This is a genomic window from Methylobacterium sp. DB0501, assembly GCF_011043735.1.
Classification (GTDB): Bacteria; Pseudomonadota; Alphaproteobacteria; order Rhizobiales; family Beijerinckiaceae; genus Methylobacterium; species Methylobacterium alsaeris.
Map to the genome: position 1 here is coordinate 88,121 of NZ_JAAKGV010000005.1, position 21,557 is coordinate 109,677.

The window sequence follows — 21,557 nt, forward strand, 5'->3', positions numbered from 1 at the left end:
TCCGGGGTGAACGCGAATCCGGCAAACTCGGACGGAAGACGCCGGATGATAGTACGTCAGTGTATGGTATGCTATCCTCGCAGGCACGAGGCGCCACCCGATCGACCGAGGTATGATGAGTTCCGACAAGGTTCCCCAGGAAGTCCGGATCGGATTTCTCGTCCACGACGTCTCGCGCATGCGCCGCACCCTGTTCGATCAAGCGATGAGGCCGCTCGGCATCACCCGGTCGCAATGGTGGGTCCTGAGCCAGCTGTCGCGGCACGTGAGCTCGGGGATGCTGCAAACGGAGCTCGCGCGCGACCTCGACGTCGGCAAGGTGACGGTCGGCGGCTTGATCGACCGGCTCGAGGCGGCGGGCTACGTCCGCCGCGTGCCCGATCAGGTGGATCGCCGCGCCAAGCGCATCGTGGTCACGCCGCAGGGGCGCGACATCCTCGACCAGATGGTCACGGTCGGGCGCGGCCTCAACGAGATCATCCTGGCGGGACTTGCCCCAGCCGAGATCGAGGCGGCGGAGCGGGCGCTCGAGGTGATGAAGGACAACATTCGCCGCGCCGTGGTGGAGCGCGACGACATCGACCTGCCGGTGGGCATCGCCGCGCCGGACGAGGCCGCCCAAGAACCCACGCCTGTAGAACCAACGCCTGTAGAGCCCACGCCGGTCCGCCGGCCCGCGAAGCGGGCCGCGCGCGGCGCAGCGTGAGCCGCCTCAGTACGATTTCGGCAGATCGAGCACCCGCTCAGCCAGGAACGAGAGGATCAGCTGTTCGGTGACCGGGGCGATCCGGGTCAGGATCGATTCCCGGAACAGCCGCTCGACTTGGTATTCCCGGGCGTATCCCATGCCGCCATGGGTCATGACGGCCCGTGTCGCCGCGTCGAAGGCGGCGCGGCCGGCCAGGAACTTCGCCGCGTTGGCCTCGGCGCCGCAAGGGCGGCCGTTGTCGTAGAGCCAGCCGGCGCGCAAGACCATCCAGTAGGCGGATTCGAGATAGGTCCAGCTCTCGGCCAGCGGGTGCTGGATGCCCTGGTTCTGCCCGATCGGGCGGCCGAACACGACCCGCTCGCGGGCATAGGTCGCCGCCCGCCGCAGCGCGTCGCGGCCGACGCCGATCGCCTCGCTCGCCACCAGGATGCGCTCGGGGTTGAGGCTGTCGAGGATGTACTTGAAGCCCTGGCCCTCCTCGCCGATCCGATCCTCGTCCGGCACGAACAGGTCGTCGATGAACACGGCGTTCGAGTCGACGGCGTTGCGGCCCATCTTGTGGATGCGGCGCACCTCCACCTTGGTCCGGTCGAGGTCGGTGTAGAACAGGGTCATGCCGTCGGTCGGGCGCTTGCACTCCTTCTTCGGCGTGGTGCGGGTGAGCAGCAGGATCTTGTCGGCGACCTGCCCGGTCGAGGTCCACATCTTGCGGCCCTTGACCCGGTAGCCGGCATCGGTGCGCGCCGCGAAGGTCTTGATGCTGGTGGTGTCGAGGCCGGCATCGGGCTCGGTGACCCCGAAGCAGGCCTTCTGCTCGCCCTTGATCAGCGGCACGAGCCAGCGTGCCTTCTGCTCCGGCGTGCCGTGCACGACGATCGCGTGCGGGCCGAACATGTTGATGTGGATGGCGGACGCCGCCGAGTAGCCGCCGTTGCTCGAGGTCGCGGCGTGCATCATGACGGCGGCGTCGGTGACGCCGAGGCCGGACCCGCCGAGCTCCTCCGGCATCGTGATCCCGAGCCAGCCGCCCGCTGCCATCGCCTGGTAGTACTCGTGCGGGAAGCGCGCCTTCTCCTCGCATTCGGTCCAGTACGCGTCGTCGAAGGCCGCGCAGACCTTCCGCACGCCCTCGTCGATGGCGACCTGCTGCTCGGTGAGCTGGAAATCCATGCGGTCCTCCCCCGGCCATCGCGGCGACCAAGGATCGTGCGTGGCGCCGTCGTGGGTCGGCGAGGCACCGGCGAGGTGAGACACCGACGTTAATATATGCTAGCGTACTATACGCTTTCGTAGTTTAAGGCAAACACGAAACCGCCGCCGGAGCGGTCCAAGGAGACGCCGATGACGCCGACCGCGATTCCCGCCTATGGACTGCCCGCGCGCAACCGCCGAGTGCTCCTCGCGCGCCGTCCCGCCGGCATTCCGCAACCGGAGGATTTCAGCCTCGATGCGGTCGCCGTCCCGGAACCGGAGCCCGGTCAGATCCTGGTGCGCAACATCTACCTGTCGGTCGATCCGGCCCAGCGCGGCTGGGCGAGCGCCGAGGCGAACTACTCGCAGCCGGTGCCGCTCGGGGCGCCGATGCGGGCGCTCGCCGTCGGCCGCGTCCTGCGCTCGCGGGCCGAGGGCGTCCGCGAGGGCGAGTTCCTGTACGGCTGGTTCGGCTGGCAGGATTACGCCGTCGTCGCTCCGCAGGCGATCGTCCGCCGGGCGGCCGAGGCGGTGCCGCTCTCGGCCCATGCGGGGCTCCTCGGCATCAACGGGCTGACCGCCTACATCGCGCTGACCGAGCTCGGGCGGCCGGCGGCGGGCGACACCGTGCTGATCTCGACGGCCGGCGGGGCGGTCGGCGCCTTCGTCGGCCAGATCGCCCGCAACCTCGGCTGCCGGCCCCTCGGCCTGACGGGCGACGACGCCAAGGTCGACCTCTGCCGGTCGCGCTACGGCTACGCGGAGGCCTGGAACTACAAGACGACCGATTGGGCCGCGCAACTCGATGGCGCGGCGCCGGGCGGGGTCGATGTGTACTTCGACAATGTCGGCGGCGTCATCCTCGACACGACGCTGCGCCGCATGGCGGCGGGGGGCCGCGTGGTCCAGTGCGGCACCGCCTCGGTCGCGAGCTGGAACCCGCCGCCGACGGGCCCGCGCAACGAGCGCGAGATCCTGACCCGGCGCCTCGTCTGGAGCGGCTTCGTGATCTTCGATCACGCCGCCCGCTTCGCCGCCGCGAGCGCGACCCTGGCCGCCTGGTACGGTGACGACCGCCTGACCTACGACGAGGACATCGCCGAAGGGATCGAGCAGGCGCCCGATGCGATCAGGGCGCTCTACGCCGGCGAGAATCGCGGCAAGACGCTGATCTACGTCGGCTGATCCCGATCTCGGACGCGGTGCGGCGGCGCAGGGACGACGACCGTCACGAGCGGTCGGGTCGGTCGCCGTCAGGGCTGCGAGCACCGTCATGAGGCGCCTCGTCGTTTCCTCCTGTCGCCCTCTTCGGCAGCGTCAGAAGCCGACGTTGCTGCGGCCCTTGGTATCCAGCATCACCCGGGCCTCGTCGGGCGTTGCGATCTCGAGCGACAGCTCCTCGAGGATGCGGCGGATCTTGCGGACGCCGTCGGCGTTCGACGTCGCGAGCTGGCCGCGGCCGAGATACAGGTTGTCCTCGAGGCCGACGCGAACGTTGCCGCCCAGGATCGCCGACATCGTCACGAGCGGAAACTGGTGACGCCCGGCGCCGAGTACCGAGAGATAATAGTCGTTCCCGAACAGCCGGTCGGCCGTCGCCTTCATGTGCATCAGGTTCTCGGGCTCCGGGCCGATCCCGCCGAGGATGCCGAAGATGCACTGGATGAAGAAGGGCGGCCTCACCAGGCCGCGCGAGACGCAATGCGCGAGGTTGTAGAGGTGTCCGACGTCGTAGCATTCGAACTCGAAGCGCGTGCCGTGCTCGCCCAACTCGCGCATGCCGCGCTCGATCTGGTCGAAGGTGTTCGACAGGATGAAGCCGGTGGTGGAGGCGAGGTAGGGCTGCTCCCACGCGTGCCTGAAGGCGCCGATGCGCGTGCCCGCGCCCGAGATGTTGAAGTTGAACGAGCCCATGTTCATCGAGGCGATCTCGGGCTTGGCCCAGTTCGCGGCGGCGAGGCGCTCGTCCATGCTCATGCCGAGACCGGCGCCCGTCGTGATGTTGACGATGCCGTCGCAGCGCTCGGCGATCCGCGGCAGGAACTGGCGATAGACCGCCGTGTCCTGGGTCGGCTTGCCGGTCTCCGGCACGCGGGCATGCAGGTGAACGATGGCGGCACCCGCCTCCACCGCCCCCACCGCCTGGTCGGCGATCTCGTCCGGCGTGACGGGCAGATGAGGCGACATCGACGGCGTGTGGATCGATCCCGTGACGGCGCAGGAAATGATGACCTTGTCGGCGCGTCGCATGCCCGTTTCTCCCGTTTCCTACAGCCGGTCCCGGATCGCGTGCCAGGCCGTCAGCAGGTCGGCCCGGAATGCCGGGGCGGCGATCGCGATCAGCGCCTCGGCCCGCTCGTGCACGCTGCGTCCGCGCAGGTCGGCAAGCCCGTGCTCGGTGACCACAACGTCCACCGCGTGCCGCGGCAGGGAGGCGATCCCGTCCTCCAGGCGCGGCACGATCCGTGATCGCGGCTCCCGGCCGAAGGAGGCGGGCAGGGCGACGACGCTGATCCCGCCGCGCGACAGGCGCGCGCCCAGGGCAAAATCCGCCGCGCCGCCGACGCCGCTCACCGCCCGGCCCTGCGCGTGTTCGAGGTTGGCCTGGCCGAACAGGTCGACGGACAGCGCCGAGTTCACGGCGACGAATCGGTCGAGGGCGGCGAGCCGGCGCAGGTCGTGCGTGATCTCGCAGCCCGCCACCGTGAAGCCCGCCCGGCCCTCGAGGGCGCGGTAGAGGGCGGCGCTGCCGACCCAGACGCAGCTCGTATGCGCGAAATCCGGGTCGAGGGCGCCGGCTTCCGCCAGCGCTAGCGCCCCGTCGCTCAGCATGCCCGAGTGCAGGCGCAAGGCCCGCCGGTCGTGCAGGAGGCCGAACAGCGCCTCCGGCACCTTGCCGAGGCCGGCCTGGAGCGCTGTCCCGTCCTCGACCAGGGTGGCGACGGCGGCAGCGATCGTGGCCGCCTCCCGGCTCTCCGTGCCGACGTCGTAGATCGGCAGCGGCGTGCCGGCTTCCGTCACGAGATCGAACGCGTCGAGGGCGACCGAGGCCGCGCCCGGGATCGCCGGCATCATGGGATTGAGGACGGCGAAGCGGCGCCGACTGCGCGCCAGCGCGAGCGGCGTGAACTCGACCGCGGCGCCGAGCGAGCAGCGGCCGGCGGCGTCGGGCGGCGCGACCTGAACCAGGCAAGCATCGAAAGGCTCGGCCGTGGCGAGGTGGTCGACGAAGCCGGAGAAGGGCAGGGGCAGGTGACGGAAGCGGCCCTCTCCTTGAGCGGCCCGGAAGGCCGGCTGCATGAACAGCCCGGTGACCGTGGCGCTCGCCGCGACGTCGTCGGGCCCGAACCGATTGATGCCCGGCACGGCGGTCGTGACGACGTCGAGGCCGGGCAACCGCTCGGGGTCCCGCGCCAGGGCATCGAGGACCGCGCGGGGCTCGCCGGTCGAGCCGGGGACGTAGAGCCGGCTCCCCGGCGCGATCGACGCCAGGACGGCGTCGGCGGAGACCGTCCGGGGGGTCATACGAACCTCTCGGCCGTCTCGATGTCAGCTTGCATGGCTCTCGTGCCGCTCCAGGATGCGCCGGGCCTGCTTGAGGTGCGGGATGTCGAGCATCCGCCCGTCGAGGCCGACGGTGCCGGCCTCGGGCTCGGCCGCGAAGGCCGCGACGACCCGGCGGGCATGGGCGACCTCCTCGGGCGAGGGCGAGAAGGCGGCGTTGATCGCCGCGACCTGCGCCGGATGGATCGCGATCCGGCCCGAGAACCCCTCCCGCGCCGCCGCCTCGCTGTCCCGGCGCAGGCCGGCCTCGTCGCGGAAATCGGCGTAGAGCGTCTCCACCGCCTCGACGCCGGACGCCTTGGCGGCGAGCAGCATCAGGCTTCGCACCATCCGGTAGGTGAGCGCGAGGGTCCCGTCGGCGGTGCGGTTGGTGCTGGCGCCGACCGCGGTGCTCAGGTCCTCCGCCCCCCAGGTCAGGCCGTAGAGCCGCGGCAGGGCATGGTCGGCAAAGGCGCCGAGCCCGAAGGGCGCCCGCGCCGTCTCGGTGGCGACCGGCAGGATGCGCACGCCGCCCGGTTCCATGCCCTCCCGGCGCTCCAGCGCGTCGAGGCCGTGGCCGAGGCGGACGACGTCGCCGGGCCCGTCGATCTTCGGGAGCATGATCCCGTCGAGGCCGGGCCGCACGATGCCGGCGAGGTCGTCGAGCCCGCCCTCGTCGAGGGGGTTGATGCGCACGTAGAGCTTGGGCGCCCGTCCCGGGCGCGCGGCGAGGTAGGCGGCGACGAGGTCGCGGGCGAGCGCCTTGCGGGACGGGGCGACCGCGTCCTCGAGATCGAGGATCAGGGCGTCCGCGCCCGACCCGGCGCCCTTGCCGAGCTTCTTCTCGCTGTCGCCGGGGACGAAGAGGAGCGAGCGCAGGGTCATGCCGCGGGCCTCTTGAGCTGGAGGCCGGAACGCCGGCAATGCGCCACGAGCTCACCCTTCTGGTTGAAGGCGCGGTGCAGGAAGGTGACGATCCCCTGGTTCGGGCGCGACTTCGACTCGCGCAGCTCGACGACCTCGGTCTCCACCCGCACCGTGTCGCCGTGGAACAGCGGCTTGGGGAAGCGCACCTCGTCCCAGCCGAGATTGGCCACCGCGGTGCCGAGCGTCGTGTCGCCGACCGAGATGCCGACCATCAGCGCCAGGGTGAAGGCGCTGTTGACCAGCCGCTGGCCGTACTCGGTCTGCGTGCGGCAGTATTCCTCGTCGAGGTGGAGCAGGGCCGGATTGTGGGTGATCGCCGAGAACCAGACGTTGTCGGTCTCGGTGATGGTCCGCCGGATCGGATGCTGGAACACCTGGCCGACCGTGAGCTCGTCGAAATAGAGGCCCGGCACGCGCACCCTCCCTTTGACCGTCGGTGCCGCCTTGCCGGCGGTCGCCCGTATGATGGATGCTCGACGGCACCCATCGGCAGCATATAATTCGCTTGCCGATCGTACGCTAGCTGTTTAATTTGAAGTGACGACGGCGGGCTCGATCCCGTCGCGCCGAAAGGACAGCGTCCCCGGCCGAACGGGACGCGAGGGAGGAAGCGGAATGGGCGTGAGCGGCGCCTTGCCGAATCCGGACGTCGCCACGACGGGCGGCGACGCCGCCGAGGAAGCGGCCCTGTTCGCCTGGGTCGAGGCGGTGTGCGGCGGGCGCCTCTCGGCGGTGCACCGGACCTCGGGCGGCAATCGCGCCCGGTCCTGGGCGATCGATGTGGCGCGACCGGACGGGGCCGTCGCCGAGGTCTTCCTGCGCTACGCCCCGCCGCGCGCCCCGGGCGCCGAGCCCTACACGATCGCGCGCGAGGCCGAGGTCTATCGGGTGATCGCGGCAGCCGATCTTCGCGCGCCCCGCCTGATCGCCGCGCATCCGGACGGCAACGCCATCCTGACCGACCGCGCGCCCGGCATCGCCGAGTTCCGGCGCCTTACCGACGCGCAGGTGAAGCAGGCCATCGCCGCCGAGGTGATGGCCGACCTCGCGCGCCTGCACGCCCTCCCGGTCGGCGACCTGCGCCTGACGGGTGGGGGGGCGGGCGGCCGCATCGCCGACCACGTACGGGCCGAACTGGCGATCTGGCGGGCGATGTACGCGGAAGCCGGGACGCGCGACGGCCTGATCGAGCTGGCGCTCGGTTGGCTCGATGCGACCCTGCCCGATCCCGACGGCCCGGTCGCCCTCGTCCACGGCGATGCCGGGCCGGGCAACTTTCTGTTCGCCGACGGGCGCCTCACCGCCCTGATCGACTGGGAGCTCGCGCATCTCGGCGACCCGATGGAGGACCTCGCCTGGTTCTCGATGCGCTGCGTGATGGAGCCGGTGCCGGACTTCGGCGAGAGCCTGCGGGATTACGCCCGGGCGGCCGGAGCGCCGATCGATCGGGCGCGGATCCTCTACCACCGGGTCTTCGTCTCGACCCGGGTCGTGATCATCCGCCACCGCGCGGTCACCGGCGAGCCGGCGAACGCCATCGTGTCGCGCGCCCTCAACCGCCGCCTCCTCGTCGAGGCGCTGGCGGAAGCAAGCGGCACGCCTCTCGACTGGACCCGGATCGAGTCCGTGCCCCCCACTCCGCGCTCCGCCCTGTTCGCGCAGGTCCTCGACGACCTGCGCGACGTGATCGTGCCGAGGAGCCGGGATTCCCAGGCCGTGGCGCGGGCGAAGAGCGCCGCCAAGGTGCTGAAGTACCTCGAGGCCTGGGACCGGGCGGGCGCCGACTTCGCCGGGCGCGAGCGCGCCGACCTCGAGGCCCTGCTCGGCCGCGCTGTCGCGGACGAGACCGCGGGCCAGCTCGCGCTCGCCGACGCGATCGCCTCCGGCCGCGTGTCGTTCGGGCGGGCGCTCGCCTTCTTCGCCGGCCAGGCCGCCCGCGAGGCGCATCTGGCGGCCGGCGCCTCCGGCGGCATCGCCACCCGCCACTACCCGGCGATCCGAGAAGGGAACCGATGAGCACGAGCTTCGCGCCGCGGGACGACGACTTCCATTTCGCCGAGATGGGCGACCGCTGGTGGATGACCGAGACCAGCTGGTTCTCGTTCTGCAACCCCGAGCAGAAGCTCGGCGGCTGGCTCTACACCATGGCGCGGCCGAACATCGGCACCGTCGCGGGCGGCGCCTGGGTGTGGGACGACACGGCCCACCTGCCCTGGGAGGTCCTGTACAACGCCAACTATACGGCGCTGCGCCTGCCCCGCGACCAGGACCTGTCCGATATCCGCCTGCCGACCGGCGTCTCGATCCGGGCGGTGGAGCGCACCCGGGTCTACGACCTCGGCTTCGAGGACGACCCGCATTGCCGGATGAGCCTGCGCTTCGAGGGCGTGATGGCGCCGCGGCCGTTGCGCAAGGCGGGTTCGCCCTTCGGGGGAGCGAGCCACTTCGACCAGTTCGGCCGCGTCACCGGCGAGGTGCGGCTCGGCGACCGGGTCGTGCCGATCGACTGCCTGGCGATGCGCGACCGCTCGTGGGGGCCGCGGCCGGAGCACCGGCCGAAGAGGAGCGCCTACGTCACCGGCGTCGCCTCGCCCCGCGACGCCTTCCTGGCGGTCACGCGCTGGGAGGACGAGCGTGAGGTGATCGCCTACGGCTTCATGATCCGCGACGGCGAGACCGCCGACCTCGTCTCGGGCATGCGGGAGGTCGAGCGCGACCCCGCCACCGGCTTCGTGACCCGCATCGGCATCACCGGCCAGGACGCGCTCGGGCGGCGGCTCGAGGCCGAGGGCACGCGGCTCTCGGGCCTCGTCATCAACCGGCACAGCTTCATCGATTCGAACGGGCTGATCGCCTGGTCGATCAACGGCCACGAGGGCCACGGCGAGGACCAGGACATGTGGCCGATCCACGACTGGGCGGCGATGCGCCGGGCCGCGCGCGGGAGGACCGCATGAGCGAGACCCAGCCGAACCCAGACTCCCGGCCGCTGCCGCTCGCCGGCGTCACGGTCGTGGACCTGAGCCAGATCTACAACGGCCCCTACGCCACCTTCCTGCTCGCCGCCGCCGGGGCCGAGGTCGTCAAGATCGAGCCGCCGGGCGGCGAGTCCCTGCGCCGGCGCGGGGTCGTCGGCGGCGCCGCGTTGCCCTTCGCGATGCTCAACGGGTTCAAGCGGAGCCTCGTCCTCGACCTGAAGACCGAGGACGGCAAGGCGATCCTGCGCGAGCTGGCTGCCGGCGCCGACATCGTGGTCGAGAACTTCGCCCCCGGCGTGATGGACCGCCTCGGCCTCGGCTGCGACGCCCTCCAGGCGATCAACCCGCGGCTGATCTACGCCCAGAGCTCGGGCTACGGCTCGTCCGGCCCCTACCGCGACTACCCGGCGATGGACCTCACCGTGCAGGCCATGGCCGGCGTGATGAGCATCACCGGCTTTCCCGACCGGCCGCCGGTCAAGGCGGGCCCGGCGCTCTGCGACTTCTTCGCCGGCACGCATCTCTACGGCGCCATCGTCACCGCCCTCTACGAGCGCGAGCGCACCGGCACCGGCCGGCGGGTCGAGGTGGCGATGCTCGATGCCGTCTATCCGTCGCTGTCGTCGAGCCTCGGCCTGCATTTCGGCACCGGCGGCGAGGTTCCGCCGCGGACCGGCAACCGCCACGGCGGCCTCGCCGAGGCGCCCTACAACGTCTATCCGACCCGGGACGGCTTCATCGCGATCATCTGCGTCGGCGAGGGGCACTGGCGCGCGCTGCTCACCGCCATGGAGCGGCCCGACCTCGCCGACGATCCGCGCTTCGGCTCGCTGAAGGATCGGGTCGCCCATGTCGAGGAGATCGACCGGATCGTCGGCGCCTGGACCGGCGGCTTCGACAAGCAGCCGCTGTTCGAACTGCTGATGCGCCACCGCGTCGCCTGCGCCCCGGTGCGGGACCTCGCCGAGGTGGTCAACGACCCGCACCTTCACGCCCGCGGGTCGCTGCAATGGATCGACCACCCCGATCTCGGCCGCATCGTGGTCCAGCACTCGCCCCTGCGCTTCGACGGCTCCGAGCTGCGCCCGCTCGCGCCGAGCCGGCGCCTCGGGGCGGACGGCGAGGCGATCCTGAAGGAGCGGCTCGGCCGGACGCCCGAGGCGGTCGCGGCGCTCAAGGCCAGAGGGGTGATCTGATGGCTGGCATCGTCGGAATCGACGTCGGCGGCACCTTCACCGACCTGTACTATTCAGCCGACGGCACCACCGTCGACCGGGTGCTCAAGGTGCCCTCGACGCCGGACGATCCCTCCCGCGGCCTCGTCGATGCGCTCGCGGCGGCCGGGATCGCGCCCGGTGCGGTCGACCTCATCCTGCACGGCACCACCATCGCCACCAACGCGGTGATCGAGCGCAAGGGCGCCCGCTGCGCCCTCGTCACCACGAAGGGCTTTCGCGACATCCTCGAGCTCGGACGGCGCGACCGGCAGCGGATGTACGGCCTCACCGGGGTGCAGCACCCGCTGATTCCCCGCGCCGACCGCTTCGAGGTCGACGAGCGCCTCGACCACCAGGGCCGCGTCGTGCGCCCCCTCGACGAGGACGCGGTGCGGGCGCTCGCCGATGTGCTGGCGGGCCTCGACGTCGAGGCGGTGGTGGTCGCCCTGCTGCACGCCTACGCCAACCCGGACCACGAGGAGCGGGTGCGCGACATCCTGCTCTCCCGCGAACCCGCCTGGCAGGTCGTGACCTCGGCGAGCGTCGTGCGCGAGTACTACGAGTTCGAGCGCACCTCGACCGCGGCCGTCCAGGGCTACCTCCAGCCCCTCGTGGCACGCTACGCCGACAACCTGTCGGCGAAGCTCACGGAGCGGGGCTTCCGCACCCAGACCCTGGTGATGCAGTCGAATGGCGGCCTCGTGCCGCTCGCTCACCTCGGCAGCAGGGCTGCGAACATCGTGCGCTCCGGCCCCGCGGCGGGCGTGATGGCGGCCGCCCGCCTCGCCGCGCAAGCCGGGTTCGACAACGTCATCACCGGCGACATGGGCGGCACCAGCTACGACGTCGCGGTGGTGGTCGGCGGGAGCCCGTCGGTCGCCGAGACGACCGAGCTCGACTTCCGCGTCCCCTTGCGCCTGCCGATGATCGACGTGCACACGATCGGGGCCGGCGGCGGCTCGATCGCGCATCTCGACCGCGGCGGCATCCTGCAGGTCGGGCCGGAGAGCGCCGGCGCGGTGCCGGGGCCGGCCTGCTTCGGGCGCGGCGGCACGCGGCCGACCGTGACCGACGTCAACGCCGTGCTCGCCCGCATCAACGCCGAGCACCCGATCGGGCTCAAGCACCTCGACCGGCTCGACATTCCGGCGGCGCGCCGGGCGATCGGCGACCTCGGCGAGCGCCTGGGGCTCGGCGTCGAGGAGACCGCGGAGGCGATCCTCGCCATCGTCAACCAGCGCATGGCCGGGCGCACCCGCCTGCTCTCCGTCGAGCGCGGCCTCGACCCGCGCGACTTCGTCCTCGTCGCCTTCGGGGGGGCCGGTCCGCTGCACGGCGCCGCGATCATGCGCGAGGTCGGCATCCGCACCATGCTGATCCCGCCCCATCCCGGCGTGCTCTGCGCGCTCGGCTGCGCCATCGCCGACCTGCGCCACGACCTCTCCCGCACCATCGAGCGCCGCGCCGCCGACCTCGACGCCGGCACGGTGGCGTCGGTCCTCGCCGAGCAGCGCCGCGAGGGCGAGGCGCGGCTCGTGCAGAGCGAGGCGCGGCTCGTCGGGACCGAGGTGAGTCACCACGCCGAGATGTCCTATGCCGGCCAGATCCACACCCTGCGGGTGCCGGTCGAGCCGGGCTGGGGCCCCGAGCGCCTGGTCGCGGCCTTCCACGACGCCTACCGGGCCGAGTACGGCAACACGCTCGGCGACATCCCGGTCTCGGTCGTCAGCCTGAAGACCGCGGTGCTCGGGCGCCGGGCCGGGACACGTCCGGAGGCCGCCCGGGAGGTGGCGCCGTCGCCGGCGCGGCCGAGCGGACGCCGCCCGGTCTATTTCGGCGGCTGGATCGACACCGCGATCTACGACCGCGCGACGCTCGTCCCCGGCGCGACCTTCACGGGTCCGGCGATCCTGGAACAGGCCGACACCACCACGGTGATCGAGCCCGGGATGCGCGCCCGCGTCGATTCCTTCGGCAACGTCCTCGTCGAGATGGCCTGATGGATCCCGTGACCCTCGCCGTCGTGCGCGGCGCCCTCGATCAGATCACCGACGAGATGGACCTCCATCTCATCCGGGCAGCGCTCTCGCCGATCATCTCCGAGACCAACGACTGCGCCCACGGGCTCTACGACGCCGCGACCGGCGAGACCATCGCGCAGGGCGGCTACGGCCTGCCGCAATTCCTCGCCAACATGCAGTCGACGGTGATCCGGGTGATCGCCGCGGCCGCGGCCGAGGGGGGCTTTGCGGAGGGCGACGTCTGGATCGTCAACGATCCCTACATCAGCGGCACCCACCTCAACGACGTCGTGCTGGTCTCGCCGGTCTACGTCGGCGGGCGGCCCTTCGCACTCTTCGCCAATACCGGCCACTGGATGGACATGGGCGGCAGCGTGCCCGGCGGCTGGGCGCCCTCCGCGACCGAGATCCACCAGGAGGGGATCATCATCCCGCCGCTGCGGCTGTGCGAGGCCGGCCGCACCAACGCGGCACTGGTACGCCTCATCACCGCCAACGTGCGCCTGCCCCAGCAGCTCCAGGGCGACCTCGCGGCGATGCTCAACGTCTTCGCGGTCGGGCGGCGCGGTCTCGACGCGCTGGTCGCCAAGTACGGCGAGGCGACCTTGCGCGCCTGCATCGACGAGCTGCTCGCCCGCTCGGAGACGCAGATGCGCTCCTACCTCGCCGAGATCCCGGACGGCACCTACGCGGTCGAGGACTGGTTCGACAACGACGGCGTCACCGACGCGCCCCTGAAGGTCCGCCTCGCGCTGACCGTGTCGGGCTCCGACCTCCACTTCGACTTCACCGGCACCGCGCCGACGACCCGCGGCCCGATGAACATCTCGGACGGCACGACGCAGTCGATGTGCCTCGTCGCCTTGAAGCACGTCTTCCCCGACGTGCCGGTGAACGGTGGCGCCTTCCGGCCGGCGCGCTTCACCATCCCCCCGGGTACGATCCTGGCGGCGCAGTATCCGTCTCCGGTCGGCGGCACGACCGACGTGGTGCAGCGCGTCGTCGACGTCGTCTTCGCGGCCCTCGCGCAGGCCATCCCCGAGCGGGTGCCCGCCGCCCCCTTCGGAACCACCGGCGTCGCCACCGTGTCGGGCCGCCATCCGGAGACCGGCGCCACCTTTGTGGCGGTCTATCCCTATCCGGGCGGCTACGGCGCCAGCCGCGAGTCCGACGGCCTCGTCAACGGCACACCCCCCGGCTCGATGGCGAAGTTCATGTCGGTGGAGATGTCGGAGCACCGCTATCCGCTCCGCTTCGAGCATTACGCCATCCGGGAGAATTCGGGCGGCGCCGGCCTGCATCGCGGCGGCTGCGGCTCGACCTACGCCATCACGGCGCTCGGCGACTGCGTCGTGTCGATCCTCGGCGACCGGGTCGACCATCGCCCGCCCGGCATCGAGGGCGGCGGTCCCGCCGCGCCCAACGACGTGCGCCTGCGCCTCGACGGCCGGGAGTGGGTGCCGCCCCTCCGCTCGAAGGCCGAGCGGGTGCCGCTCAAGGCCGGCGACAGCGTCCGCCTGGCCTCGCCGGGCGGGGGCGGCTACGGCGACCCGTTCGCCCGCGATCTCGCTCTGGTCGAGCAGGACCTGAATGCCGGGCTCATCGACCGGGCGACGGCGGAGACGGCCTACGGCGCCGTGGTGGCGGAGGCGCGGGCGGTGGGCGACCGGCAGATCTATCGCCTCGATGCCGCGGCGAGCGAGGCGCAGCGGCGGGGAAGGCGGATCGGGTGAGGCGTCGGTCGTCCCCGGATCGTCGATCCTCGGCCTGCGGCTCCGCACGATGGGGGCGCGCATCTCCTTTCCCCGCGGGCGGGGAGAGGAGAAGTCCCACGCATTCCTCGTCCCCGGACCAACCCCGCACCACAGGGAGCGAACCATGCCGTGGCTCGAACTCGAAGGCCGCACCGCGATCGTGACGGGGGCCGGCGGCGGCATCGGCCGAGCGAGTGCCCGGGCGCTCGGCGCCGCCGGGTGCCGCATCGCCTGTCTCGACCGAGCCGAGCCCGAGGCCGAGATGACGGCGCTCCAGATCCGCGAGGCCGGCGGCACCGCCGTGATGGTGCCGTGCGACGTCGCAAATCCGGAAAGCGTTGCGAACGCCGCCGCCACGACCGCCGCGGCGTTCGGGCCGGCGGACGTGCTCGTCAACAATGCCGGGCTGCTGCGGCCGGGGCCGCTCGCCGACCTGCCGCTGCATGAGTGGAACGCGCTCCTCGCGGTCAACCTCACCGGCTACTTCCTGTGCGCGCAGGTTTTCGGGCGGCAGATGCGCGAGCGGGGAGGGGGCGGCAGCCTGATCCACGTCGCCTCGATCGCCGCCGACCACGCCACGCCCTTCGGCGGGGCCTACAGCGTCGCCAAGGCCGGGGTGACGATGCTGTCGCGCCAGCTGGCGATCGAGTGGGCGGAGGACCGCATCCGCAGCAACGTGGTCCATCCCGGCATGATCCGCACCCCCCTGAGCCAGGCCTTCTACGAGGAGCCCGGCGCGACCGGGCGGCGCGTGGCGGTGATCCCGTCGCGCCGGATCGGCGAGCCGCAGGACATCGCCGACGCGGTGCTGTTCCTCGCCTCGCCCCGCTCGTCCTACGTCAACGGCGACGCGATCACCGTCGACGGCGGCTACGTCCGCAACGTGATGAGCCTGATCCCGCGGGCCGGCTACGAGCCGGCGCCGGGCCCGCGGGCGTGAGGAGGGGGCCATGCCGCGCATCGCCGTGATCGGGGCCGGCGCCGCCGGGCTCTGCGCCGCCAGGCACCTCGTGTCGCGCGGCTGCGCCGTCACGATCTACGAGCTCGGCTCGCGGATCGGCGGGCTGTGGGTCTACGAGAACGACAACGGCCTGAGCCCGGCCTACCGCTCGCTGCACCTCAATTCCGAGAACCGCGTCACCGCCTACCGCGACTTCCCGTTCCCGGACGACGCACCGCTCTATCCCGACCACGCCCAGGTCGCCGCCTATCTCGAGGCCTATGCCGACCGCTTCGCCTTGCGCCCCCTGATCCGCTTCGACGCCCGGGTGACCGCGGTCGAGCCGGAGGACGAGGGCTGGCGCGTCAGCCTCGCCGACGGGTCGGCGTCGCGCTTCGACGCCGTGGTGGTCGCCTCCGGCCACCAGGGCACGCCGAAGCACCCGCCCTTCTCGAAGGATTTCACCGGCACGTACCTGCACGCCCACGCCTATCGCGAGCCCGAGCCGTTCCGCGGCAAGGACGTGCTGGTCGTCGGCGTCGGGAACAGTGCCTGCGACATCGCCGCCGACATCTGCACGGTCACCGCCTCGACCACGATGGCGGCGCGCTCGCCGGTGCTGTTCATGCCCCGGATGATCCTCGGCGTGCCGACGGCGCGCGTGCTCGCCCGGGTCGAGAAGCCGTGGATGCCCTGGCCCCTGCGCCGGCGCCTCCGCGAGCTGATCGCCCGAGTCGCGCATGGGCGCATGGAGCAGTGGGGCTTCGTGACGCCCAAGACCCGCACCCATCCGGCCGGCCATCACCTGCTGATGGCGCAGTTCATCTGGGGCCGGGTCGCGGCGAAGCCCGGCATCGCCACCGTCTCCGGGCGCGAGGTGACCTTCACCGACGGCTCGACGCGCTGCTTCGACGCGATCATCGCCGCCACCGGCTACGAGGTCGACCTGCCGTTCCTCGCGCCCGCCCTGTCGCCCATGGAGGGCCGCCACCTCGCCCTCTACCGCCGCGTGGTGCCGCCGGGCATCCGCGGGCTCTATTTCGTCGGCTTCTTCAACGTCACCGGTGGCGGCAACATCCGGATGATGGACGACCAGGCCGAGTGGGTCGCCGCCCTCGTGGCCGGCGAGGTCGACCTGCCGGACCGTGCCGCGATGGAGGCCGACATCCGCGCCGAGCACGCCCGCATCGCGAAGCTCTACCCCGACAGCCCACGCTACGGTCTCGAGCTCGACCCGCGCGAGTACCGGGCGGCGCTCGCGCAGGAACGCCGGCGCGCCCTCAAGGCCCGCGCCCGGCACGCCGGCGCGGGAGGTCCGGTCGCCCGGGAACCGGGGCAGTCGCGCCCGGCGCATTAATTCGCTTGTAGATCGTACGCTAGCTGCTAATTTAATGCTGCAGAGCCGGGCGCGAGATCCGGTCGCTTGCGGGGAAATGTCGGGAGAGAGGCAGCATGAGCACGCTGTGGACGAGGCTGCGTGTCCTGACGGCCGCCGTTCTCACGGGTGGGGCAGCCCTGGTGACGGGGGCGGCCCTGGCGCAGGACCTCAAGATCGGGGTCGTCAACCCGTTCTCCGGCGGCATGGCGCTCTACGGCGACGAGATGACCCGCGGCTACGAGATCGCCGTCGCCCAGGCGAATGCCGGGGGCGGCGTCCTCGGGCGCAAGATCGCCCTCGTGCGCGGCAGCGCCACCAACCCGCAGGAGGCGATCGCCGCGGTCGAGCAGCTCGTCGGGCGCGACAAGGTCGACCTGCTCTCGGGCACCTACGTCACGGCGATTTCGAACGCGGCGAGCGAGGCCGCCCTCAACAACGGCAAGCTCTACTGGGAGACGAACGCGCTCGCCCGCGACCTTACCGACCGCGGCCTGCCGAACTTCGCCCGCTCCGGGCCCGACAGCCGCAGCTTCGCCCAGCGCTCGGTGGAGGGCGTGCTGCAGCTCGCGATCCCGAAGCTCGGCAAGGCGCCCAAGGAGACGAAGGTCTGGATCGAGCACGAGGATTCGGCCTTCGGCACCTCGATTGCCAAGGAGCAGGAGCGCCTGCTCAAGGCGGCCGGCGTCGGCACGACGCTCTCGGCCCACAACGCCCGGGCGATCGACCTGTCGGATTCGATCCTGCGGGCGAAGAACGCGAACCCGGACATCTGGCTCTCGACCGGCTACGTCACCGACCACAACCTGCTCCTGCGCACCGCCCGCGAGCAGGGATTCCGCCCCAGGGCGATGATCCTCACCGGCACCGGCGACACGTTCGAGACCCGCGACGCCGTCGGCAAGGACTTCCTCGACGGGATCCTGCTCGTCTCCTATCCCCGCGGCGACATCGGCGAGGCCTACGGCCCGGGGGCGGGCGCCTTCCTGAAAGCCTACCGGGAGAAGTACGGCCGCGACCCGATCGCCCCGCAGGCGATGAGCGCCTTCGTCGGGCTCAAGATCCTGATCGAGACGATGGCGGCGGCGAAATCGACCGAGTACGAGAAGGTGATCGCGGCGGCGGCCAAGATGGACAAGCCGTTCGGCAGCTACGAGACCGGCTACGGCGTCAAGTACGACGAGACGATGCAGAACACCCGCGCCCTGCCGGTGATCGCGCAGTGGCAGGGCGGCGAGGTCAAGGCCGTCTACCCCAAGGAGGCGCTGGCCCCCGGGGTGACGATGATCGACCTCGGACGCAAGTGACGGGCGGGACATGGCCGATCTCGCCAACATCCTCGCCGTCGGCATCCTGCTCGGGGGCACCTACGCCCTGGTCAGCGTCGGCCTCAACCTGATCTTCGGCGTGATCCGGGTCGTGAACTTCGCCCAGGGCGAGTTCGTGATGCTCGGCATGTACGGCGCCTATGCGGCCTACGCCGTGCTGGGGCTCGATCCCGCGGTCGCACTGCTGGTCGTGCTGCCGGCCCTGTTCGTCCTCGGCGCCGCGCTCCAGCGACTGGTGCTCGCCCGGCTGCGGACCGAGCCGACGATGCAGATCTTCGCCACCTTCGGCCTCCTGATGCTGATCGAGAACGCGGTGCTCGCCGCGACCCGGGGCACCGCCTACAGCGTGCCGAGCGCGGTGGCGCAGGCGAGCCTCTCGGTCGGGGGCGTCCAGGTCGGGGCGAGCCGGCTCCTGGCGCTCGCCGCCGCGACCCTGGCGGCGGCGGGGCTCGGCCTGTTCCTCCGCCGCACCATGCTCGGGCGCGCGATCCGGGCGGTGGCCCAGGACAGCGCCGCGGCGCGCCTGATGGGGGTCGACGTCGAGCGGATCTACTGGCTGACCTTCGGCATCGGCACGGCGCTCGCGGGTCTCGCCGGCTGCCTGCTCGCGCCGATCTACTCCCTGTCGCCGCAGATCGGCACCAGCTTCATCCTGCCGGCCTTCGCGGTGGTGGTCCTCGGGGGCTTGGGCAGCGTGCTCGGCGCCTATGTCGGCGGGTTCATCGTCGGCCTGACCGAGGCCTTCGCCGGCTACTACCTCGATCCCGCGCTCAAGCACGCGGTGCTGTTCGCGGTGTTCATCGGCGTCCTGATCGTGCGGCCGTCCGGCCTGTTCGGGCAGGTCGGGGCAGAGGAGGTCGGGCTGCGTGAGCAATCCTGAGATGGCGATACCGATCACCCGGGCGCCGCCGGTCGCCGCCGCCACCGCCGCCCGCGCGCCCCTGCGCACATTCTGGGGCGAGCTGCCGCGGGCGCTCCTGCTTCTCGCCGGACTCGCCGCCCTGGTCTACGCGGCCTCGGGCGACAATTTCAGCCTGAACATCCTGGCCTCGAGCTTCCTGTTCGCGGGGCTCGCGAGCGCCTGGAACATCATCGGCGGGTTCGGCGGCCAGTTCTCGCTCGCCCACAGCGTGTTCTTCGCGGTGGGTGCCTACACCACCGCCAATCTCTACCTGAAGCTCGGACTCTCGCCCTGGCTCGGGCTCGTCCCCGCCTTCCTGCTCGCGGCGGCGGTCGCGATGCTGGTGTCCTGGCCGGTCTTCCGTCTGCGGGGCCCGTTCTTCGCCATCGCCACCATGGCCTTCACCGAGGTGGCGCTCGCCATCGGCAACTATGCCGAGTGGCTGACCGGCGGCACGCGCGGCCTGTCGATCCCGTTCCGGCTCGGCGTCGGCAACATGATCTTCCGCGATCGTATGTCCTACGCGCTCCTGATGCTCGGATTCTGCGCGCTGACGCTGATCGTGGTGGTGGCGGTGCACCGCTCGCGGCTGGGCTACTACCTCCAGGCGGTGCGCGACAACGAGCAGGCGGCCCGGGCGTCCGGCGTGAGCGTGCTGCGGGTCAAGCTCACCGGCATGGCGATCAGTGCCGGGCTGACGGGAATCGGCGGCGGCCTGTTCTTCATGCAAGTGCGCGTCGCCGATCCGGCGGCTTTGCTGTCGCTGTTCGATTTCGGCGTGAAGTTCGCCCTCATCGCCCTCATCGGCGGCTTGGGGAGCGTCTACGGGCCGGTGCTCGGCGCACTCGTCATCATCCCGCTCGAGAGCTGGCTGCGCGCCGAGCTCGGCGGCCTCCTGCCGGGGGCGAACCTGATCGTCTTGAGCCTCCTCCTCATCGGCGCCGCCCTGTTCATGAAGCACGGCATCGTCGGGCTCGGCCGCGGCCTCGCGGCACGCGTCGCGGCGGGTCGGTCGACGGGAGATCGGGCATGACCGCGCTCCTCTCGGTCGAGGGCCTCTCCAAGCGCTTCGGCGGCCTGCTGGCCGTCAACGACGTGAGCTTTTCCGTCGCCCCGGGCGAGCTCGTCAGCATCATCGGGCCGAACGGGGCCGGCAAGACCACCCTGTTCAACCTGCTGACCGGCCAGCTCCTTCCGAGCACCGGCCGCGTGCGCTGCGACGGCCACGACATCACCCGCCTGTCGCCGAATCGGCGCGCCCGGCTCGGGCTGGGCCGCACCTTCCAGATCTCGCAGACGCTGACCTCGCTCACCGTGCTGGAGAACGCGATGGTCGGCGCCTTCCTGCACCACCGCGGCCTCAAGGATGCCGCGCGCAAGGCCGAAGAGGCGCTCGCCCTCGTCGGCCTCGATCACCGCGCCGGGGTTCGGGCCGGCATCCTCACCCTGAGCGAGCGCCGCCGCCTCGAGGTCGCGCGGGCGCTGGCGCTGGAGCCGCGCATCGTCCTCCTCGACGAGGTCATGGCCGGACTCAATCCCACCGAGGTCGAGGAGATCGTCGCCCTGGTCGAGCGCCTGAACGCGGAGGGCCACACCTTCCTGGTCATCGAGCACAACCTGAAGGTCGTGCGGCGGTTCTCGCGCCGGGTGATCGTGATCGAGCGCGGCGCGATGCTCGCCGACGGCACGGCCGCCGCGGTGCTCGACGATCCGCGGGTCGTCGAGGCCTATATCGGCCGCCCGCGCGCGGCGTGAGGAGAGCGTCATGAGCACGATCCTCACGGTCGAGGGCGTCACCGCCGGCTACGGCGACGCGACGGTCCTGTTCGACGTCTCCTGCACGGTCGCCGCCGGCGAGATCGTGGCGGTCGTCGGCGCCAACGGCGCCGGCAAGACCACCCTCCTCTCCGCCATCGCCGGCCTCGTGCCGGCCCGCGCCGGCCGGATCACCTTCCGGGGCGAGGACATCACCGGCCGGCCGGCGCATTGGCGGCCGGGGCACGGCCTCGCCCTGGTGGCGGAGGGCGGCCGCCTGTTCCCGTTCATGACCGTCGAGGAGAACCTGCTGCTCGGCGCCTACGCCCCGCGGGGCCGCGCGATCCTGAAGGAGCGCCTGGAGGAGGTGATGGCCGTCTTCCCGATCCTGCGCGAGCGCCGCGAGCAGGCAGCCGGCAAGCTGTCCGGCGGCGAGCGCCAGATGGTCGCCATCGCCCGCGCGCTGATGTGCCGCCCGGACCTCCTGATGCTGGACGAGCCGTCGGTCGGCCTCTCGCCGCTGATGGTCGGACGCGTGTTCGAGATCGTCGAGCGCCTGGCGCGCCGCGACGGTCTCACCGTGATCCTCGTGGAGCAGAACGTGACCGAGGCGCTGGCCGTGGCCGACCGTGCCTACGTGCTCGACCACGGCCACATCACCCGCGCCGGCGCCGCCGCGGTTCTGCGTGGCGAGCGCGAGATCCAGGAGGCGTATATGGGGGTCTGAAGCATTGTCCGACGAGGTGGAGACCGGTCCATTCCAGAAAATGCGGCAAAATCTAAGACCCAGAGCGCTGCCCGATTGCAACGCGATCGGGCAGCGCTCTGGGAACATCGCCGTAACGAGCAGTGTCCGGCAGGGACGGCGCTCGCAACGGAACGACCTCGCAGCGAGCGGACCGCACACCGTTCCGGACC

General features: G+C 71.7%; 19 protein-coding genes. 14 read left to right on the plus strand and 5 right to left on the minus strand.

Features of this window, described 5'->3' with window-relative positions; genetic code table 11:
• Positions 1-115 precede the first annotated feature (115 nt).
• Entirely contained in the window at positions 116-706 is a 591-nt protein-coding gene (locus tag G4G93_RS09270; protein WP_206289647.1) for a MarR family winged helix-turn-helix transcriptional regulator, read from the plus strand.
• Positions 707-712: 6 nt separating this feature from the next.
• Here G4G93_RS09270 and G4G93_RS09275 read toward each other — a convergent pair whose 3' ends face one another.
• Entirely contained in the window at positions 713-1,879 is a 1,167-nt protein-coding gene (locus G4G93_RS09275; RefSeq protein ID WP_165083385.1) for an acyl-CoA dehydrogenase family protein, read from the minus strand.
• 171 nt (positions 1,880-2,050) lie between these two features.
• Between G4G93_RS09275 and G4G93_RS09280 the strand changes: the two genes are divergently transcribed.
• Positions 2,051-3,085 (plus strand): NADP-dependent oxidoreductase, encoded by a 1,035-nt coding sequence (locus G4G93_RS09280; RefSeq protein ID WP_206289648.1) that lies wholly within the window; start codon positions 2,051-2,053, stop codon positions 3,083-3,085.
• A 132-nt stretch (positions 3,086-3,217) separates the two neighbouring features.
• On the opposite strand, the gene G4G93_RS09285 is transcribed toward G4G93_RS09280, so the two are convergent.
• The 4 genes from G4G93_RS09285 to G4G93_RS09300 are packed head-to-tail and all read right to left on the minus strand — an operon-like array spanning position 3,218 to position 6,783.
• A complete protein-coding gene (locus G4G93_RS09285; protein WP_165083387.1) occupies positions 3,218-4,150 on the minus strand; it encodes a 3-keto-5-aminohexanoate cleavage protein in 933 nt (310 codons plus the stop codon).
• 18 nt (positions 4,151-4,168) lie between these two features.
• Positions 4,169-5,425: an acetyl-CoA hydrolase/transferase family protein gene (locus tag G4G93_RS09290; protein ID WP_165083389.1), complete on the minus strand. Its 1,257-nt coding sequence runs from the start codon at positions 5,423-5,425 to the stop codon at positions 4,169-4,171.
• A gap of 24 nt (positions 5,426-5,449) precedes the next feature.
• Positions 5,450-6,328 carry an HpcH/HpaI aldolase/citrate lyase family protein gene (locus G4G93_RS09295; protein WP_165083392.1) on the minus strand — a complete coding sequence of 293 codons (879 nt, stop codon included), beginning with the start codon at positions 6,326-6,328 and terminating at the stop codon, positions 5,450-5,452.
• The gene (locus tag G4G93_RS09300) at positions 6,325-6,783 is read right to left on the minus strand and encodes a MaoC family dehydratase (RefSeq protein ID WP_060851021.1); all 459 of its coding nucleotides are present in this window, start codon (positions 6,781-6,783) and stop codon (positions 6,325-6,327) included. Before G4G93_RS09300 ends, G4G93_RS09295 begins: the two co-directional genes overlap by 4 nt.
• A 208-nt stretch (positions 6,784-6,991) precedes the next feature.
• Here G4G93_RS09300 and G4G93_RS09305 point away from each other — a divergent pair, with 208 nt between their 5' ends.
• The 12 genes from G4G93_RS09305 to G4G93_RS09360 all read left to right on the plus strand — a co-directional run bounded on the left by G4G93_RS09305 (position 6,992) and on the right by G4G93_RS09360 (position 21,366).
• Positions 6,992-8,386 carry a phosphotransferase family protein gene (locus tag G4G93_RS09305; protein ID WP_165083394.1) on the plus strand — a complete coding sequence of 465 codons (1,395 nt, stop codon included), beginning with the start codon at positions 6,992-6,994 and terminating at the stop codon, positions 8,384-8,386.
• A complete protein-coding gene (locus G4G93_RS09310; RefSeq protein WP_165083396.1) occupies positions 8,383-9,327 on the plus strand; it encodes a hypothetical protein in 945 nt (314 codons plus the stop codon). Before G4G93_RS09305 ends, G4G93_RS09310 begins: the two co-directional genes overlap by 4 nt.
• Entirely contained in the window at positions 9,324-10,544 is a 1,221-nt protein-coding gene (locus tag G4G93_RS09315) for a CaiB/BaiF CoA-transferase family protein (protein WP_165083398.1), read from the plus strand. Before G4G93_RS09310 ends, G4G93_RS09315 begins: the two co-directional genes overlap by 4 nt.
• Complete coding sequence (locus tag G4G93_RS09320; protein WP_165083400.1) at positions 10,544-12,565, plus strand: hydantoinase/oxoprolinase family protein; 2,022 nt, start codon at positions 10,544-10,546, stop codon at positions 12,563-12,565. The genes G4G93_RS09315 and G4G93_RS09320 overlap by 1 nt, the downstream gene beginning before the upstream one ends.
• Positions 12,565-14,319 (plus strand): hydantoinase B/oxoprolinase family protein, encoded by a 1,755-nt coding sequence (locus tag G4G93_RS09325; protein WP_165083402.1) that lies wholly within the window; start codon positions 12,565-12,567, stop codon positions 14,317-14,319. Before G4G93_RS09320 ends, G4G93_RS09325 begins: the two co-directional genes overlap by 1 nt.
• Positions 14,320-14,464: 145 nt before the next feature.
• A complete protein-coding gene (locus G4G93_RS09330; protein WP_165083404.1) occupies positions 14,465-15,280 on the plus strand; it encodes an SDR family NAD(P)-dependent oxidoreductase in 816 nt (271 codons plus the stop codon).
• A 10-nt stretch (positions 15,281-15,290) separates the two neighbouring features.
• Positions 15,291-16,637: an NAD(P)/FAD-dependent oxidoreductase gene (locus G4G93_RS09335; protein WP_165083406.1), complete on the plus strand. Its 1,347-nt coding sequence runs from the start codon at positions 15,291-15,293 to the stop codon at positions 16,635-16,637.
• Positions 16,638-16,732: 95 nt separating this feature from the next.
• Positions 16,733-17,962, plus strand: coding sequence for an ABC transporter substrate-binding protein (locus G4G93_RS09340; RefSeq protein ID WP_165083408.1), 1,230 nt, complete (start codon positions 16,733-16,735; stop codon positions 17,960-17,962).
• Between the two features lie 10 nt (positions 17,963-17,972).
• The gene (locus tag G4G93_RS09345) at positions 17,973-18,863 is read left to right on the plus strand and encodes a branched-chain amino acid ABC transporter permease (RefSeq protein ID WP_165083410.1); all 891 of its coding nucleotides are present in this window, start codon (positions 17,973-17,975) and stop codon (positions 18,861-18,863) included.
• On the plus strand, positions 18,850-19,917 hold the full coding sequence (locus G4G93_RS09350) for a branched-chain amino acid ABC transporter permease (protein WP_165083412.1): 1,068 nt from the start codon (positions 18,850-18,852) through the stop codon (positions 19,915-19,917). Before G4G93_RS09345 ends, G4G93_RS09350 begins: the two co-directional genes overlap by 14 nt.
• Positions 19,914-20,639, plus strand: a complete 726-nt coding sequence (locus tag G4G93_RS09355; RefSeq protein WP_165083414.1) for an ABC transporter ATP-binding protein — start codon at positions 19,914-19,916, stop codon at positions 20,637-20,639. Before G4G93_RS09350 ends, G4G93_RS09355 begins: the two co-directional genes overlap by 4 nt.
• 19 nt (positions 20,640-20,658) lie before the next feature.
• A complete protein-coding gene (locus G4G93_RS09360; RefSeq protein WP_165083726.1) occupies positions 20,659-21,366 on the plus strand; it encodes an ABC transporter ATP-binding protein in 708 nt (235 codons plus the stop codon).
• Positions 21,367-21,557 lie beyond the last annotated feature (191 nt).

Coding starts and splice junctions, on each gene's coding strand:
- G4G93_RS09270 (WP_206289647.1), top strand. CDS start 116: ATGAGTTCCGACAAGGTTCCCCAGGAAGTCCGGATCGGATTTCTCGTC.
- G4G93_RS09275 (WP_165083385.1), bottom strand. CDS start 1,879: ATGGATTTCCAGCTCACCGAGCAGCAGGTCGCCATCGACGAGGGCGTG.
- G4G93_RS09280 (WP_206289648.1), top strand. CDS start 2,051: ATGACGCCGACCGCGATTCCCGCCTATGGACTGCCCGCGCGCAACCGC.
- G4G93_RS09285 (WP_165083387.1), bottom strand. CDS start 4,150: ATGCGACGCGCCGACAAGGTCATCATTTCCTGCGCCGTCACGGGATCG.
- G4G93_RS09290 (WP_165083389.1), bottom strand. CDS start 5,425: ATGACCCCCCGGACGGTCTCCGCCGACGCCGTCCTGGCGTCGATCGCG.
- G4G93_RS09295 (WP_165083392.1), bottom strand. CDS start 6,328: ATGACCCTGCGCTCGCTCCTCTTCGTCCCCGGCGACAGCGAGAAGAAG.
- G4G93_RS09310 (WP_165083396.1), top strand. CDS start 8,383: ATGAGCACGAGCTTCGCGCCGCGGGACGACGACTTCCATTTCGCCGAG.
- G4G93_RS09315 (WP_165083398.1), top strand. CDS start 9,324: ATGAGCGAGACCCAGCCGAACCCAGACTCCCGGCCGCTGCCGCTCGCC.
- G4G93_RS09320 (WP_165083400.1), top strand. CDS start 10,544: ATGGCTGGCATCGTCGGAATCGACGTCGGCGGCACCTTCACCGACCTG.
- G4G93_RS09325 (WP_165083402.1), top strand. CDS start 12,565: ATGGATCCCGTGACCCTCGCCGTCGTGCGCGGCGCCCTCGATCAGATC.
- G4G93_RS09330 (WP_165083404.1), top strand. CDS start 14,465: ATGCCGTGGCTCGAACTCGAAGGCCGCACCGCGATCGTGACGGGGGCC.
- G4G93_RS09335 (WP_165083406.1), top strand. CDS start 15,291: ATGCCGCGCATCGCCGTGATCGGGGCCGGCGCCGCCGGGCTCTGCGCC.
- G4G93_RS09340 (WP_165083408.1), top strand. CDS start 16,733: ATGAGCACGCTGTGGACGAGGCTGCGTGTCCTGACGGCCGCCGTTCTC.
- G4G93_RS09345 (WP_165083410.1), top strand. CDS start 17,973: ATGGCCGATCTCGCCAACATCCTCGCCGTCGGCATCCTGCTCGGGGGC.
- G4G93_RS09355 (WP_165083414.1), top strand. CDS start 19,914: ATGACCGCGCTCCTCTCGGTCGAGGGCCTCTCCAAGCGCTTCGGCGGC.